Raw genomic sequence first — 15,830 nt, 5'->3', positions numbered from 1 at the left:
TTTAATGCATATCAAAGTGATCAAGAAACATATTTAAATTCAAATCTTCAGGTTTTCCTGAGTTATCGATGACTGTGTCAGCAAGTTTTGCTTTTTCTTCAATATCGATTTGTTTTGCTAGAATTTTACAGGCCAAATCTTTTTCAATTCCGTCACGGGCCATAAGGCGCTCTACCTGCTTTGCTCTTGGGCAATAAACAACGGCCTTATGATCAATAAAAGAATCAAGATTCTTCTCATATAGGAGAGGCACGTCGTAAATGACAACTTTTGGTGAACCAAGATCTTTGAATGCTTTTAAGAAAGCTTCAGGAAGTTGGCGATAAATTAAACTTTCAATATCATTTTGAATTTGAATATCTTGAAAAAAGTACTCACGAAGAAGTTTGAAATTGATTGAATTGTCTTCTTCTACAACACGTGAATAGTACTTCTTCAAATGATCGATTGATTCTTTTGTTTTATAAACTTCTTTTACAAGAGCATCTGCATCGATAATAGGGAATCCTTTATCACGTAGTATTTTTGACACCGTCGATTTTCCGGTAGAAATACCTCCTGTTAGTCCAACAACTGGACAAGGCATTTGGTATAGACGTTTATCTTTCTTCAAAGTGATAAATTCTTTTTTAAGTTTAATTGGTGATGCTTTCATAATTAGTTACTTTTTTCTTTTTCTTTTACGCGAGACCAAAGGGTTTCAAGTTCGTCCTGAGAGCTTTCACGAATAACAATGCCTTCTTCTTTAGCAATGTCTTCAAGTTGATTGAATCTTCTTTTAAATTTTAAGTTTGCTTCTCGCAGTGTGATCTCTGGATCAAGATCGAGATGTCTTGCAAGCTGTGCAACTGAAAATAAAAGATCTCCCATTTCTTCTTGAACTCTTTCTTTATTAAGCTCACGTCCTGGAGTGATTTCTTCTTTTAGCTCCTGCCACTCCTCTTCGACTTTATACATTACTTGTGTGTAATCTTCCCAGTCAAAGTTTATTTTATTTGTTTTCTTTCCAATTTTTGCAGCACTTGTAAGGGCCGGAAAAGAGAGAAGTTCATTACAAATTTCATATTTTTTAAGGCTTTCTTCGTTTGCTTTTTCAGCTTTCTTTATTTCTTCCCAGCGTTGTTTAATTTCGGCAACGTCTTTTGCCTTATTATCTGTAAAAACATGAGGGTGTCGTCTTACCATTTTATCTGCGATTGTTTTGGCCACAGAGTTGAGATCAAATTTTGATTTCTCACTTGCTAACTGAGAGTGAAGGACTACTTGTAAAAGAACATCACCTAATTCATCTTCCATCTTACGATAGTCACCGTCTTCCACTGCATGCATGAACTCATAAGATTCTTCCATCAAATATTTTAGAAGTGACTTGTGAGTCTGCTCTAGATCCCATGGACAACCGTCTTTAGGATCTCTTAACTTTGCAACAACTTCTCTTAATCTTTCCATTTCGCTTAGTGACATAACTTCGCCTTGGTAATATAATCTATGTAACCTAAGACAGAATAATACACCCTTAAAAAGAGATTGGAAATAATGGCCCATAGCGCAACTATTCAAGTAAACAAATCAAGACTTATTGTTAACTTAGCTGACAATTCTAGAGCTGATTGGGGACTTAAGGCCTGCGAAAATATGTTAAAGGATTCGCTTATTGTCTTAAGTAATTTCCTTTATTCAAAGAACACTTGTTTAGACAAGAAAGTTCACGAGGAGATTGAAGTTGATCTTCACTTTTGTGGCGACTCTCGTATGAAACAGATCAATCGCGAACATCGCGGTAAAGATAAAACAACAGACGTTCTTTCGTTTCCAATGTATGAAAGTCTTCGTCCAGACAGTACGGATTTCGTTCTTCCTGGTCCAGTAATGCTTGGGGATATCATTATTAGTCGAAATGTTGCCGCAAAACAGGCTCGCGAATTTGATATCGAGTTAGAGCAAGAAGTTATTCACTTATTTTGTCACGGACTTCTTCATTTGTTAGGATATGACCATGAAATCTCACAAGAGGAAGAAGAAATTATGGAAGCTCTTGAAAAAGAGATTCTAATGAAAATTAAAAAATCTAGGCAAAAAAAATAGGAATTAAAAATGGAAGAAAGTATTCGCATTGCCCTTGGTGAAAAAAAATCACTAATGGTAAGTTATGATGAGAAGCTTGCAAGTCTAAGGAGGTCACTTTGATGTTGACCAAAAGTCAGCACGCATAGGTGAAATTCAAGATATGGAGGCCATGCCTGGCTTCTGGGACGACAATCAAAATGCTGCCAAAGTACAAAAGGAAAAAAACCTTTTAGAAGATGTCGTTAATACTTATACAAAATTAAAAGATCTATATGATGAATTTGAAATTTTAAATGAATACGCTGCTGAAGGTGATGAAGAATCTGCTACAGGTGCGATTGAGATTTCAGATGAATTCGTCGAAGCTTTCAATAAAGCGGAATTAAAAGTTCTACTCTCTGATGATGCTGACCCAAATAATGCGATTGTTAGTATAAATGCTGGTGCCGGTGGTACCGAATCTTGCGATTGGGCAAGTATGCTATTTAGAATGGTAAAGAGATGGGCCGAACATAAAAAGTTTAAGGTTCAACTTCTTGATGTTCAAGATGGTGATAGTGCAGGGATCAAATCAGCAACGATGTTAATTGAAGGCAATTACGCTTACGGAAATCTTAAATCTGAAACAGGCGTACATCGTCTTGTGCGTATTTCACCATTTGATTCAGCTAATCGTAGACATACTTCTTTTGCTTCAATTTTTGTTTCACCAGAAGTCGATGACGATATTGAAATTGAAGTTTTAGATAAAGATATTCGTATTGATGTTTACCGCTCTGGTGGTGCAGGTGGACAGTCAGTAAATACAACTGATTCGGCCGTTAGAATTACACACTTTCCAACTGGTCTTGTTGTAACTTGTCAAAATGAAAGGTCACAGCTGCAAAATAAAATTCAGGCCATGAAAGTTCTTAAGTCTCGTTTATATGAGTTAGAGCTAGAAAAGCAAAGAGCAGCGGCCGCTGAAGAAGAAGCTAATAAGAAAGAGATTGGATGGGGGGCACAGATTCGCTCTTACGTTCTACATCCTTATAAAATGGTTAAAGATCACAGAACTAACTATGAATCATCACAAGCTGAAAAAGTTTTAGATGGTGATATCGATGGTTTTATGGATGCATATTTAAGATGGTCAGTTGATGGGATGAAGGAAGAGTAATTTGAGTTTTTTCTATCTATTTAAAGATTTTCAATTACTTTTTTTTCGTGATCGATCGTCACGTTATTTTATTACGGCCACAATTATAGGCCTTATGTTTTCTCTTGCCGTTATTCTTTGTAGTTTGGCCCTGATGGATGGCTTTGGGGTAACTCTTAAGAAATCCCTCAATGCAGGAAGTGGTGAGATTATTCTTACGGCAACGAATGGATTCTTTGAGTTAAATGAAAATGAACAAAAGGATCTTGATAACTTTCCAATTCAAACTAAAATTCCAATGCTTCGTACACAATCATTTGTAAATAAAGATGAGAAGGGAAAGGCCGTCTTTGTCGTTGGTGTTAATGATAAGATTAATCAACTCGATAATGGTCTAGTTGAGCCTGGCGAAAATGAAGTTATAATTGGTGACCTTCTTGCACAAGATTTAAAGGTTAAAGTGGGAGATACTTTAAAGTTCAGTTTTTCGGCGGGTAAATTAGGTGAGCGATATCTTCCAACAAATGCGGTTTTAAAAGTAAAAGATATTAAAACTTTTAAAATTCACGAATATCGAAATCGTTTTGTTTATGTGAACTTAAAAAAGATTCAAACTCTTTTGGGAGTTAAGGATCGTATTAACTTAATGAGCCTAAGGCTCAAACCTGAGTATCGAAGTCTTTCGAAGATCAATGAAGTTGTAGCTGATATGAAAAGTGTCTTCTACTATGAATATACTATCGCACCTTATTGGAGCGATTTTGCAACTTTCTTAAAGGCCGTTGAATTTGAAAAATATATGATTTCGATTGTTTTCTCAATTGTTGTTATCTTAGCTATCTTTAACTGTTTAGCTTTTATCATATTTTCAAAAGAGAGAAGGTCACAAGAAATCTTTTTACTATATGCTATTGGACTTTCTCCTAAGAAATTTAGAACACTTTGGATGGTTCAGAATATCGGGATTTGGCTTATTGCATTTTTAGGCTCTCTCGTTTGCGTAGAGATTTTTGATTATCTTCTATCAACTCTTGATATTTTTTCTCTTCCAACAGATGTTTATCACCTAAATCGAATTGAGCTATTCTTATCCCTAAGAGATATTTTTATTGTTGGATTAATTTCATTTATCTTTATTATATTCTTAACCTTTGTAGTTCTTAAGAGATTAGATTCAAAATCAATGGCCCAAGGCCTTAGAGAGGAGTTTTCGTAAATGGCAGTTTTAAATGTATCGAATGTTTACAAAGACTTTGGAAATTCTCATATCCTAAAAGGGGTTGATCTTGAACTTTCACAAGGTGAACAATGTGTAATTAAGGGATCATCGGGGTGTGGTAAATCAACTCTTTTGTATCTTATTGGGGGACTTGAGAATATTACTTCAGGTCAAATTACAGTTGATAACTTGAATATTGGTCAAATGAATGATGCGAAGTTAGCAAATTATCGTAATTCCAAAATAGGATTTGTTTTCCAATTTCACTTTTTACTTTCATCTCTAACATGTCTTGAAAATATTCTTCTTCCGGCCCGCTTAGGTGGACATGATGTGTCAAAGGTAAAGAAGTATATTCTCTCTCTGGCCAAGACTTTAGGTGTATCTGAGTGTCTTAAGCGCTACCCATATGAGATCTCTGGTGGGCAGCAGCAGCGTATCAATCTTATACGCGCTCTATCACTGCGTCCAAAGCTTTTACTGTGCGATGAGCCGACAGGTAATCTCGACTCTAAGAATTCAAAAATTGTTGCTGATCTTATCTTCGAATTATCAAGAGAGCTTGGAACAACTCTTCTTGTTGTAACGCATGACGAGGAAATGTCTCGTAAGTTTAGTCGTGTTCATACGATGATCGATGGAATCCTGCATTAATACATCACTTTTTTGTGCAGGATGTTCGTTTTTCTTTTTGTAACTTTGTAAGATTATTGATATTTTTTTACTCAAGTATTTTTTGTCTGCACACACATGACAGGATCGTGAGATCACGGAGACTAGATGATTAACTCTTGGAAGAGTTTTATATATATAATTGTTTTTTCAATTACCTTAAGTATTCAAGCAAGTGAAATTGGACCACGTGTTCGTCTGTTTAAAATCTCAAGTGTTGAAGTTCAAGGTTTAAAGAAGGTAGAGAAAGAAGCTGTTCTTGATAAGCTACGTTCTCGCGCTGGCCTTACTCTTACAAATGAAATTCTATTTGATGACATTAAAACAATTTATAACCTCAAGTACTTTGAGTCCGTAGAGGCTCATCAGGATGGCAATAAGCTAATCTTTCAAGTTGTTGAAAAGCCTATCATTGCTAAGATCGTTTTTAGTGGAAATGATGAAGTCGATAAAGACGACTTAAGTGAAAACTTAAAGACAAGAGAATACTCAATCCTAGACATTAACTCAATTCAAGCTGATGTTCGCCAAATGGAGAAGACCTACGAAGAAAAGGGCTTCTACCTGGCCAATGTTTCGTATGAAATTAGACATGTCGACAAAGAGAATGTTCACTTAGTTTATAAAATCAGTGAGTACGATAAGGTTCGAGTTAAGAAAGTGACTTTCTTAGGTCTAACTGCTTTTGCAGAAGAAGAAGTTAAGTCAATTATGGAGACAAGAGAGGAGAGTCTATTTTCATTCCTTTCTGGTTCAGGAAACTTTAAAGAACTAAATTTTAAAACAGATATTGAAAGAATTAAGTATTTCTATTCGACTAAAGGTTATCTTCAGGTCAACGTTGCTGTCCCTGAAGTAACAGTTTCAGAAGATAAGAAATGGGTATTCATTACTGTTAAGATTAAAGAAGGTCCTAAATTTGATGTTCGTGATGTTTACTTCCAAGGTGAGCTTCTCTTTACTGAAGATGAACTTAGAGAAAAAACAAAACTTAAGGCCGGAGAAGTTTATTCAGAAGAGCTTTTAAGACGTGATATTCAAACTCTTACTGAGTCATACCAAGACCTTGGTTATGCCTTTGCCAACGTTATCAGAAATATCCAACTAGTACCTGGTGAAAATAGAGTTGATATTCAGTACTCATTTGAAAAAGGGAAGCTTGCGAAGTTTGGTCGCATCTCTGTAACTGGAAATACTAAAACTCGTGATAAAGTAATTCGTCGTGAGCTTAAAATTCATGAAGGTGGGAAGTATTCTGGTTCAGGTCTTCGTGAGTCAAAAGAAAATGTTAATCGTCTTGGTTTCTTTGAACCAGGTAGCGTTATCTTCAATACTGTTTCATCTCCGGGACAAGACGATATTCTTGATGTTGAGATTAGTGTTAAAGAAAAGAGTACAGGACAAATTTCTCTTGGTGCTGGTTACTCAACGGCAACAGGTGGTTTCTTTCAAGCTTCTATTTCTCAAAACAACTTTAGAGGTTTAGGACAACAATTATCGTTCTCAACAAATATTGCAAAAGAGCAACAAAACTTCTCTCTATCATTTACTGAACCATACTTTATGGATTCGAAATGGACTCTAGGTGGAGAGGTGTTTAGAACAGTTGATACTCAACTTGATTCATACGATTATAAGAAGCATGGTTTTGCGGCCCGTATTGGTTATCCTATCTTCGAATACACAAGGCTATATACAACATATAAACTTGAAGAAACTGAGCTTACAGATATTAAAGATCCAACAGTCGATGAGAACGAAGATGGTGTGACTTCTTCAGTTCGTCTTGCTGTTGTAAAGGATAAGAGAAATAACCGTTTTGAGCCTACTGATGGTTACTACTGGAACCTTGCTACTGAGTATGCAGGACTTGGTGGTGATAAAGAATGGTGGAAGAATGAAATTGATGTACGTTATTTCTATCCGGTATGGAAAGAGCTAGTTTTTAGAAGTCGATTCTACACTGGGAAAATTGAAGATAAAGGTGTTCCTGTACCAAGAAATGAGAAATTCTCATTAGGTGGTGCGAGAAACTTACGTGGTTATGACATTGAAGATATTGGTCCAAAAGAGACTGTTACTTATGATGATGATAATGACCCAGGAACTCCTAATGTTACTGAAACATTTAATACAGGTGCCCCGTTCACTGTGTTTACAACACTGGAGCTTGAGCACCCACTTGCCAAAGAAGCAGGCCTTAAATTTGTTACTTTCTTTGATGCAGGTACGGCCAAAAGGCTAGAAGATATCGATAAGATATATATGGATTATGGTTTTGGTTTCCGTTGGTTCTCACCAATTGGTGTTCTAAGATTTGAGTGGGGTATTCCTATTAACCCTGACCCAGATATGAATGCGGGAACAAAATTCCACTTTGATATTGGACAATTATTTTAATTCGTAAGGAGACGATATGAAAAATTTATTAGTAATTGGATTACTTTTCTCTTCATTAACAGCATCTGCAATGAATATCGGACGTGTTGATGTTCAAAAAGTTCTTTTAACAGTTAAAGAGTCTAAAAAGATTAAGGATAAACTGCAAAAAGAAATCGATAAGAAGCAAGCTGAGCTTAAGAAAGAAGAAGAAGCTCTAGTAAAAGAAAAAGAGAAGTTTGAAAAACAAGCTCTTGTTATGAATGAAAAAACTAAGCAACAAAAAGGTCAAGAACTACAGAAGAAGTTCTTTGGTTTCCAACAGAAAATGCAACAGTACCAAGGTGAGCTTGCAAAAATGGAACAAAGTGCAAAAGGACCAATTTTAAATAAAATTAAAACTGTTGTTGAAGAAGTATCAAAGAAGAAAGGTCTTGATTGGACTTATGAGACTTCGACAACTCCAATTCTTTACATCAATAAAGTTACTGACATTACTGAAGATGTAATTAAAGCTTACGATAACAAACATAAGTAAATTGCTAATAAAAATAGACTCATGAAGGGAATACGAAGGTATTCCCTTTTGTCGTTTTAAAGGAGGGGATAAAATGTCCATTCTGATTAAAAATATTATCGAAAACGATAGCGATATGAGTTTTCTATCTGGAAATCTTGAGTACTCTGTTTCTGGGATTTCGTCGATAGAAGAAATTATTGAAGAAAAAATTCTCTTCATTGGTGCTAAAAAATTTCTAGCTAAATATAGAGATGCTGGCGCTGGAGATAATTTAGCACTAATTATTGATACAAATCTTTTTGAATCGCTTGATGACTCTGAAAAGAAAGAACTAGAAAATAATTCGATAGTGTTACTTACTTCTTCAAATATACCTATCTCAATTACGAAAGCATCTAAATTATTTTTCGACGAAAAACTTGGGAGCTTAAATTACGATCTTGATGGCCGTAAAAGTAGCTTGGCCTCAATTCATCCTTCAGTAAAAATTGCTGAAAATGTTTTTGTTGGAGAGGGTGTCGAAATCGCAGCTGATTGTATAATCATGCCTGGCTGCGTGATTTTACCAAATGTTAAAATTGCCGAGAATTGTACAATTTATCCAAACGTGACAATTTATCCTCAAACTGTCATTGGAAAAAATTGTCGAATTCACTCTGGTACGACTATAGGTAGTGATGGATTCGGTTATAACTTTCATCAAGGTGTTCATCATAAGATTTGGCACTTTGGTGGAGTTGAAATTGGTGATGATGTTGAAATTGGTTCAAATACTTCAATTGACCAAGGAACATTCTCTCCAACACGTATAGGTAGTGGCGTAAAAATTGATAATCTTGTTCAAGTTGCTCACAATGTTAAGGTTGGAAACGGAGTTATTCTCTGCGGACAGGCCGGACTTGGTGGAAGTACAAAGATTGGAGATTATGCCGTTCTTGGAGGAAAAGCAGCTGTTGCAGACAACTTAGAAGTTGGTATGGCCGCTCAACTTGCAGGAGGATCGGTTGCTATTGGAAACGTGAAGCCGAAGGAAATCGTTGGTGGATACCCAGCAAGACCTATGCGTGAATTTTTACGAGGAATTGCTTTTTTACGAAAGAATATTTAACGGAAGGTAATGTATGCAATTAAACAAAGAACAAGTAATGCAAATTCTCCCTCATCGCGAGCCATTCTTATTTGTTGATGAAATCACAAGTGTAGAAGCAGTAGGTGAGGTAAACGAATTAAAAGATCTAGTTGGAGCAGTTGTAAAAGGACATTATACAACTCGTGAAGATCACCCTATTTTTGCAGGACACTTTCCTGGAAATCCAATTCTTCCAGGTGTTGTTCAAGTAGAAATGATGGCACAATTTACTTCATTTCAATTAAAGCTTTATTACAAAAATTTAGAAGAAGGTGAATTTGAAGTTGCGCTATTATCAATTGAAGGCGCAAAATTTAGAAAACCAGTTCATCCTGGAATGAAATTAGATATTGAAACTGTATGTACAAAAATGCGTACTGGTTTCTTACAAAATGATTGCAAAATCTATCACGAAGGCGACTTAGTAAGCCAGTGTCAGGTTCTTGCATCTTTTAAAGTAAAAGAAAATTAAGAAGGAGCCTCCATGAGCGAGAGATTTCACCCAACTGCAATTATTCACGAGTCAGCTGAAATTGGAGAGGGAACAACTGTTGGTGCGTATTGCATTATTGGTCCAAATGTAAAAATTGGAACTAATTGTGATATTCGCAATCACGTAATCATTAATGGTCATACAACAATTGGTAATAATAATAAGATTTATCAATTTTGTTCAATTGGTGAAGAGCCACAAGATCTAACATACAAAGAAGAGCATGCTACTTCTGTTGAAATTGGAAATGATAACGTTTTACGTGAGTACGTTTCAATTCACAGAGGAACAATGAAAGATCGTGAAAAAACGACTCTTGGAAGTAATTGTCTACTGATGGCCAAAGTTCACCTAGGTCACGATGTTGTTGTTGGTGATCGTGTTATTATGGCAAACTCAACAAACCTTGCAGGTCACGTGAAGGTTGGTAATAAAGTTATCATTGGTGGTGGTACAAATATTTCTCAATTTGTAAAAGTTGCTGAAGGTGCATATATCGGTGGTGCTTCAGCTATTGATAAAGATATTCCACTATATTGTACTGCTTATGGTAACCGTGCAAAGCTACGTGGGATTAATATTATTGGTCTTCGTCGTGCAGGTGTTGAAAGAAATGCTATTTCTGAAATTGTTGATTTCTTCCGTGATATGGAAGCTTCAACATACTCACCACGTACTTTCGTTGAGACTGAAGAGCTAATGAAGCCATATGCAAATAATGAAATCATCGAGCGCATTAAAGAGCATATTGTAACGACAAAAATGGGTATTGCTCCGTTTTTAAGCTAATAGGAATAAATTATGTCTAAAGTAAAAGTTGCTTCAATCGGTTATGGACACTTAGGCCAATGGCATGCTCAAAAAGCATACAACTTAGATAATTGTGAATTGATTGCCATTGTTGAACCATTTGCCGCTAACCAAGAAAAAGCAAAAGAAAAATATCCTGACATCAAAGTTGTATCTGATATCAAAGAAGTTATTGGAGAAATTGATGCTGCAGTTATTGCTACACCAACAAGCTTTCATTTTGAAATTGCTAAATTCTTATTACAAGAAGGTAAGCATGTTTTTTGTGAAAAGCCGGTTACGGTAACGGTTGAAGAAGCAAAAGACTTGAAGATTATTGCTTCTGAAAAGGGTGTTAAGTTACAGGTTGGACATAGTGAAAGATGCCATCAAGTTTGGGAGCGTCTTGAAGAGTTTAAAGACATTACTGCAAACTCTAGTGTTGCTACAATTGTAAGAAATTCTCCATTTAAGGGAAGGGCCGCAGATGTTGGAGTTGTTGAAGATCTAATGATTCACGACCTTGACTTGGCCCTTATGCTATTTGGAAAACCTAAATCGATTAGAGCATATGGAATGAAAGTTCTCACTGATAAGTTTGATCACGTTAAAGCTCTACTTAGCTATGGTGATCGTCTTGTTACAATTGAAAATTCAAGAAATGATGTAAAGACTGAAAGAAGCGTTCAGATTAACTCTGCTAAGGGAATCCTTAGAGTTGATCTTTTAAATAATAAGGCATCTTATTCGACTGATATTAAAGCTGGAGAAGAGCAAGTAATTAATGAATTTGATTACGAAAAAAGAGATCACTTACTAATTGAACAAGAACGTTTCTATAATTCAATTTTAAATAATACGAAAGAATTTGTAACGATTGATGATGGAATTGCTGCAATGGAGTTAATTGCTGCAGTTAATGAATCACTCGAGAAAAACATTGAGGTTGAACTTAATTGAAAAGCTGCTTAATTATTGCCGGTGAAAAATCTGGTGAAGAACATGCAATGACATTCCTTGAGACTCTTACAAAGGGAGCTCCTGATACTCAATTCTTTGGAGTAGGGGGAGAGCTTATGAAAGAGCAAGGAGTCGAACTTCTTTACGATTTAAAAGATTTTTCCACTTGGGGAATTACAGAAGCAGTTAAAAAGGTTCCATTTTACTACGGTGCTTACAATCACATCATTGATGAAGTTAAAAAGCGTGGAACTAAAGTTGCTATCTTAATTGATTTTCAGACATTTAATCTTAAGTTGGCCATGAAGCTTGAGAAGCTAGGTGTCAAAGTTCTCTACTATGTTGCGCCTCAAGCATGGGTATGGAAAGAGTGGCGAACAAAATATCTTCAAGCTTCTGTTGATACACTATTCTGTATTTTACCATTTGAAAAAAAGTGGTTTATGGATCGTGGAGTAAGTAAGGCCATAACAATTGAACATCCACTACTTAAGAAGACAAAACCTCTGTTGGAAAATTTCCAAAGAACCAATGTCGATTTTAAGAATGGAGAGTTTAATATTTTACTTCTGCCTGGAAGTCGTCGCTTTGAAATTGAATTCATGTTGCCTCAATTTATTAAGGCATGCCAAAAACTTAGAGAGAGTTATAAATTTAAGCTTTCAATCGTTAAAGCAAGCTCTGTTGATGAAGAACTATTTTCTCGTTTTGAAAATGAATTTGATAAGATTTATGAAGATCGTGAATTAGATGAGGCGCTCAAAGCAGCAGACTTTTCTTTCGCAACTAGTGGAACAGTAAACCTATCTTTGGCCCTTTATGGGGTACCAAGCGTGATCGCATACGATCTTAATCTGCTCAATATGTTTATTGCAGAAAATATTGTTAAGTATAAAGGCTTCGTTTCTATTCCTAATTTAATTTTAGGTCATGAAGTTTATCCTGAGCTACTCGGCGAAGGCTTCAGTGAATATAATCTTGTTCGCAAGGCCAAAGACTTATTCGATGATGAAAAACGCTATGAATTTGTTTTAAGTGAACTGAAAAAGCTAAGAGATTTAACTGAAGGTGAGGATATAGAGGTTTCTCAATATCTTCTCGAAAAAATTAAAAGTGCTTATTTATAATGAGGAATCATGAATAATATTAATATAAAACTCATTAACTTTTTTTCCGTTGCTCTTACTCCTGTTAGTTTTTTGTGGGAGTGGATTTATCGTTTACGTCGTTTTGCTTTCAAGATGGGAATTCTAAAATCATCATCTTTTGAAGTACCAATTATTAGTATCGGAAATCTATCGCTAGGTGGAACAGGAAAAACACCTTTTACGCTTTGGATTGGTAATTATTTGAATGATATTTTAAATAAAAAGACGATGGTTCTAACAAGAGGCTATAAGGGCGAATTAGAGAACTCAAGTGGAATCATTAAAACGGGAAAGAAAATCAGTGAAAACCCTTTTGTTTTTGGTGATGAGGCACTTGTTTTAAGTCGCAATCTAAAGAATGCTAGTGTTGTTGTTGGTGCAGACCGAAGTGATAATTTAAGACGATATTATGAAGAAGAAAAAGCAGATGTTGTTCTTCTTGATGATGGGTTTCAGCATTTAAAAATCAACCGCAATTTGAATATCGTTCTTTTCGACTCTCTACTTCCAATGTCGAAGTATCATTGTCCTCCTAGGGGATACTTAAGAGAGGGCGTAAGTGCTCTAAGAGAAGCGGATATTGTTCTATTTGGTAGGGCAGATCTTGTAACTGAAGATAAACTTGAAAGGTTAGAAAGTTATATTCTTAAAAACTGTAAACCGAATACGCCGAGCGGTTTCTTTAAGTATGCTCCAAGTGCAATTAAGAACCTCTTACATGAAGAAGATTATGCTTTGACTGACTTAAAAGGAAAAAGTGTAATCTGTGTTTCTGGACTTGCATCTCCTGAGGCGTTCTTAAAGTTAGTTAAGCAACTTGATGCAAATATAGTTGACGATTTTAATTTTCCTGATCACCACCTTTATAAAGTTAGTGAGTTAGAAGGCTTAGTGGAACTAGCACAAGAAAAGGATGCCATCATTCTTACAACAGAGAAAGATATTGTTAAAATGAAGAGGTGTTCTAGTAGTGAGAGAATTCACTACCTACAAATTGGTATCGAGTTTATAAAAGGTGAACAATTTGTAAAAGATAAAATCAACTCGGTTGTTAGAGGTTAGAGTGAGAAATATTTTTTCTTTAAGTCTTTTGGCTTTATTACTTTTTGGTTGTGCTGGTGCACTTATGAAAAGTGATAGCGATGATATGGATCTAGTGGAAATTTTCTCTGATGAGGAAAGTAAGACTTTAGAGAAGTTTAAAACGACTGAAGTCGAAGAGCCTGCTCCGACACCGACTCCCTTTTCTTCTTCAATTGAAGAGAAGGAGATTGAGAAAGTTGCAAAGAAAAAAGAAAAAGTTGTTAAAGCTAAGCCTGTTGTTAAAGCGGCTCCAAAGGTAAAAACTAATCCTCAAGAAAAAGAAGATTACCCAAAAGCATTTTTAAAATTTGATAAAGAATCAAAGAAATATTGGGATTCATATAAGCCGATCTTCTTTGTTGGTGAAGAATTCAAATATGAGATTACTTGGTCAATCTTTAAGGCGGGGATCGCAACGATTACAACACAACCGATGGCACTGATCGGAGAAAAAGAAGTTCTTCATGTAAATGCTCTTTTAGAATCTGCTGAATATTTTGAAGGTATCTATAAGCTAAAAGATACTCTTGATGTTTATGTCGATGCGGACCATGGAAAATTCTCTTCTTTAAAGTATGAAATGAAGCAGCGTGAATCAGGACAGGTTGTGGATGATCTTCAACTATTTGATCATGACGAACTGAAGACCTACTTTTTTTATAATCGTCTGAAGAAAGGAAAAACAAAGAAGATTAAGAAAGTAGACTCTCTACCACGATACTTTACTGATTCTTTTTCCGCTCTTTATTTTATTCGCGGTATTCCAATGAAGATTGGAACAAGCTTTGATTTTCCAATTATTACAAGAGGTAAGGCGTGGCTTTTAAAAGCGACTGTCGATGAAATAGAAGATATCACTATAATGGGAAAAGCTTATCAAGCTTATAAGATAACTGCCCAAACACAATTTCCTGGGGTTCTAAAGAAATCTGGCGATATAAATTTTTGGATTTCAACTGATGAAACTAGGACTGTACTTAAGTTCTCTGCAAAGGTTAAAATTGGAACTGTAAAAGGAGAGCTTATCTCACATAAAGCGGGAAAGGATACTGGTAAGTAAAGTTAATGGTTAATATTTTTAGAAAACAACAAAATATTCTTTATGTTTCTCCAACCTATAGTTCAGGTTCGAAGGAGCGCATGCTTTTAAGAGATAGTATTTTGTTAAAAGAAATTGGCCATAATATCTTCATTTACTGCTTGAAAGACTCGTTCTTGCATAGAGAGTGTAAAAAGGCCGGGATCGATTGTATTTTCCATACAGGTACAACTAAGTTAAGAGTTTGGAATTGGTATAAGCTTTCAAAACTTAGAGGAATAATAAAGCGTTACGATATTAATATCGTTCACTGCTATCAATTAAATTTCTTATGGCCGCTGGCCTCGTTCTTAAGAAAGAGAAATTTAACAGCACTCTTTTTCACAATTAATTTTGAAGTGAGTAAATTCTATAAACAGTTTTGGTATCGTCGCCTGATAGGAAGAATTGATCTGATCTTTATTCCTTTTAGAGAGATGATTGATTCAATTAATACTCATATGGATGTGCCTGTACGTAAGATTTATTCTTCAGGCCTTGGTGTTGATAAGATTAACTTTGAGAAAAAATATACTTTTGATGAGGAAAACTTAATTCACCTTTCTTGTTGGGTTAATGATCACGAAGTTGAGTTAAATGATCTCTCAGTTTGCTTAGAGGCTTTATGGGCCTTGAATTTAGACAATGAGCTACCTAAGAGATTTAAGCTGCATATCTTCTCAAATCGAAAGTGGGAGAGAAATATCCTTTATAATCCGATAAAGGATAGAATTGCAGAGTATAAACTTGAAAATTACGTTGAATTTCATGAGCACGATAATATTTATGAAGTACGCTCTGATATCTGGATTTCGTACACATCAAAATCTCCAATAGAAGACTACGCACTGCTGGCAATTCTTAAAGGAATTCCTACTGCTGTTCCGCGCAATGCTACGACGGAGGAACTTCATCGAATCTATCACGGCTCTCTTGCGACTTACCGTCAAGGTGATGCACGTGAGTTGAGGACTAGAGTTAAAGATATCGTCCAAAATAATACTAAGTATAAGGAATCATGTCTTAAGTCTCGTGATGAGCTATGGAATGAGCATGGTATCGATGGTTATAAATATAACCTATTTAAACTGTACGAAAAGCACCTGAACAAACGCCTAAGGTTCTATAATTAATAAGTTTTTATTGTTGACGTAG

General features: G+C 35.5%; 16 protein-coding genes. 14 read left to right on the top strand and 2 right to left on the bottom strand.

Translation table 11 applies throughout. The features are described from left to right. Position 1: 1 nt before the first annotated feature. Positions 2–655, bottom strand: coding sequence for a dephospho-CoA kinase (gene coaE, locus ACMAYL_RS14710; RefSeq protein ID WP_103217789.1), 654 nt, complete (start codon positions 653–655; stop codon positions 2–4). Between the two features lie 2 nt (positions 656–657). Continuing rightward, the gene (mazG, locus tag ACMAYL_RS14705; RefSeq protein ID WP_158246854.1) at positions 658–1,464 is read right to left on the bottom strand and encodes a nucleoside triphosphate pyrophosphohydrolase; all 807 of its coding nucleotides are present in this window, start codon (positions 1,462–1,464) and stop codon (positions 658–660) included. 72 nt (positions 1,465–1,536) lie between these two features. On the opposite strand from mazG, the gene ybeY reads away from it, so the two are divergent. From ybeY to ACMAYL_RS14635, 14 genes are all read left to right on the top strand, one after another. Then, entirely contained in the window at positions 1,537–2,085 is a 549-nt protein-coding gene (gene ybeY / locus ACMAYL_RS14700; RefSeq protein ID WP_392993419.1) for an rRNA maturation RNase YbeY, read from the top strand. Positions 2,086–2,112: 27 nt separating this feature from the next. Beyond that, a protein-coding gene (prfB, locus tag ACMAYL_RS14695; RefSeq protein ID WP_392993663.1) for a peptide chain release factor 2 occupies positions 2,113–3,226 on the top strand; the annotation gives its coding sequence in 2 pieces (ribosomal slippage) (positions 2,113–2,184 and positions 2,186–3,226; 1,113 coding nt in all). A gap of 1 nt (position 3,227) precedes the next feature. Further along, complete coding sequence (locus tag ACMAYL_RS14690; protein ID WP_412471285.1) at positions 3,228–4,421, top strand: FtsX-like permease family protein; 1,194 nt, start codon at positions 3,228–3,230, stop codon at positions 4,419–4,421. Continuing rightward, on the top strand, positions 4,422–5,078 hold the full coding sequence (locus tag ACMAYL_RS14685; RefSeq protein WP_103217793.1) for an ABC transporter ATP-binding protein: 657 nt from the start codon (positions 4,422–4,424) through the stop codon (positions 5,076–5,078). Positions 5,079–5,204: 126 nt separating this feature from the next. Continuing rightward, complete coding sequence (bamA, locus tag ACMAYL_RS14680; protein WP_103217794.1) at positions 5,205–7,496, top strand: outer membrane protein assembly factor BamA; 2,292 nt, start codon at positions 5,205–5,207, stop codon at positions 7,494–7,496. 16 nt (positions 7,497–7,512) lie between these two features. Beyond that, a complete protein-coding gene (locus tag ACMAYL_RS14675; RefSeq protein ID WP_103217795.1) occupies positions 7,513–8,013 on the top strand; it encodes an OmpH family outer membrane protein in 501 nt (166 codons plus the stop codon). Positions 8,014–8,086: 73 nt separating this feature from the next. Then, positions 8,087–9,103: a UDP-3-O-(3-hydroxymyristoyl)glucosamine N-acyltransferase gene (gene lpxD, locus ACMAYL_RS14670; protein ID WP_412470347.1), complete on the top strand. Its 1,017-nt coding sequence runs from the start codon at positions 8,087–8,089 to the stop codon at positions 9,101–9,103. A gap of 13 nt (positions 9,104–9,116) precedes the next feature. Next, a complete protein-coding gene (locus ACMAYL_RS14665; protein WP_392993413.1) occupies positions 9,117–9,596 on the top strand; it encodes a 3-hydroxyacyl-ACP dehydratase FabZ family protein in 480 nt (159 codons plus the stop codon). 12 nt (positions 9,597–9,608) lie between these two features. Next, positions 9,609–10,406, top strand: a complete 798-nt coding sequence (lpxA, locus tag ACMAYL_RS14660; RefSeq protein WP_103217798.1) for an acyl-ACP--UDP-N-acetylglucosamine O-acyltransferase — start codon at positions 9,609–9,611, stop codon at positions 10,404–10,406. A 12-nt stretch (positions 10,407–10,418) separates the two neighbouring features. Next, positions 10,419–11,366, top strand: a complete 948-nt coding sequence (locus ACMAYL_RS14655) for a Gfo/Idh/MocA family protein (protein ID WP_412463419.1) — start codon at positions 10,419–10,421, stop codon at positions 11,364–11,366. Beyond that, positions 11,363–12,493, top strand: a complete 1,131-nt coding sequence (lpxB, locus tag ACMAYL_RS14650) for a lipid-A-disaccharide synthase (RefSeq protein WP_103217800.1) — start codon at positions 11,363–11,365, stop codon at positions 12,491–12,493. The genes ACMAYL_RS14655 and lpxB overlap by 4 nt, the downstream gene beginning before the upstream one ends. Positions 12,494–12,502: 9 nt before the next feature. After that, a complete protein-coding gene (lpxK, locus tag ACMAYL_RS14645) occupies positions 12,503–13,576 on the top strand; it encodes a tetraacyldisaccharide 4'-kinase (protein WP_103217801.1) in 1,074 nt (357 codons plus the stop codon). 1 nt (position 13,577) lies between these two features. Then, positions 13,578–14,657: a DUF3108 domain-containing protein gene (locus ACMAYL_RS14640; RefSeq protein WP_392993404.1), complete on the top strand. Its 1,080-nt coding sequence runs from the start codon at positions 13,578–13,580 to the stop codon at positions 14,655–14,657. A gap of 5 nt (positions 14,658–14,662) precedes the next feature. Further along, positions 14,663–15,808, top strand: a complete 1,146-nt coding sequence (locus ACMAYL_RS14635; RefSeq protein WP_103217803.1) for a hypothetical protein — start codon at positions 14,663–14,665, stop codon at positions 15,806–15,808. The last annotated feature ends 22 nt before the right edge of the window (positions 15,809–15,830 follow it).

It is taken from the genome of Halobacteriovorax sp. RT-2-4 (assembly GCF_047085445.1).
Lineage (GTDB): Bacteria > Bdellovibrionota > Bacteriovoracia > Bacteriovoracales > Bacteriovoracaceae > Halobacteriovorax_A.
Note: the sequence above shows the minus strand (reverse complement) of the source record. Positions and strands in the feature narration are given on the sequence as shown.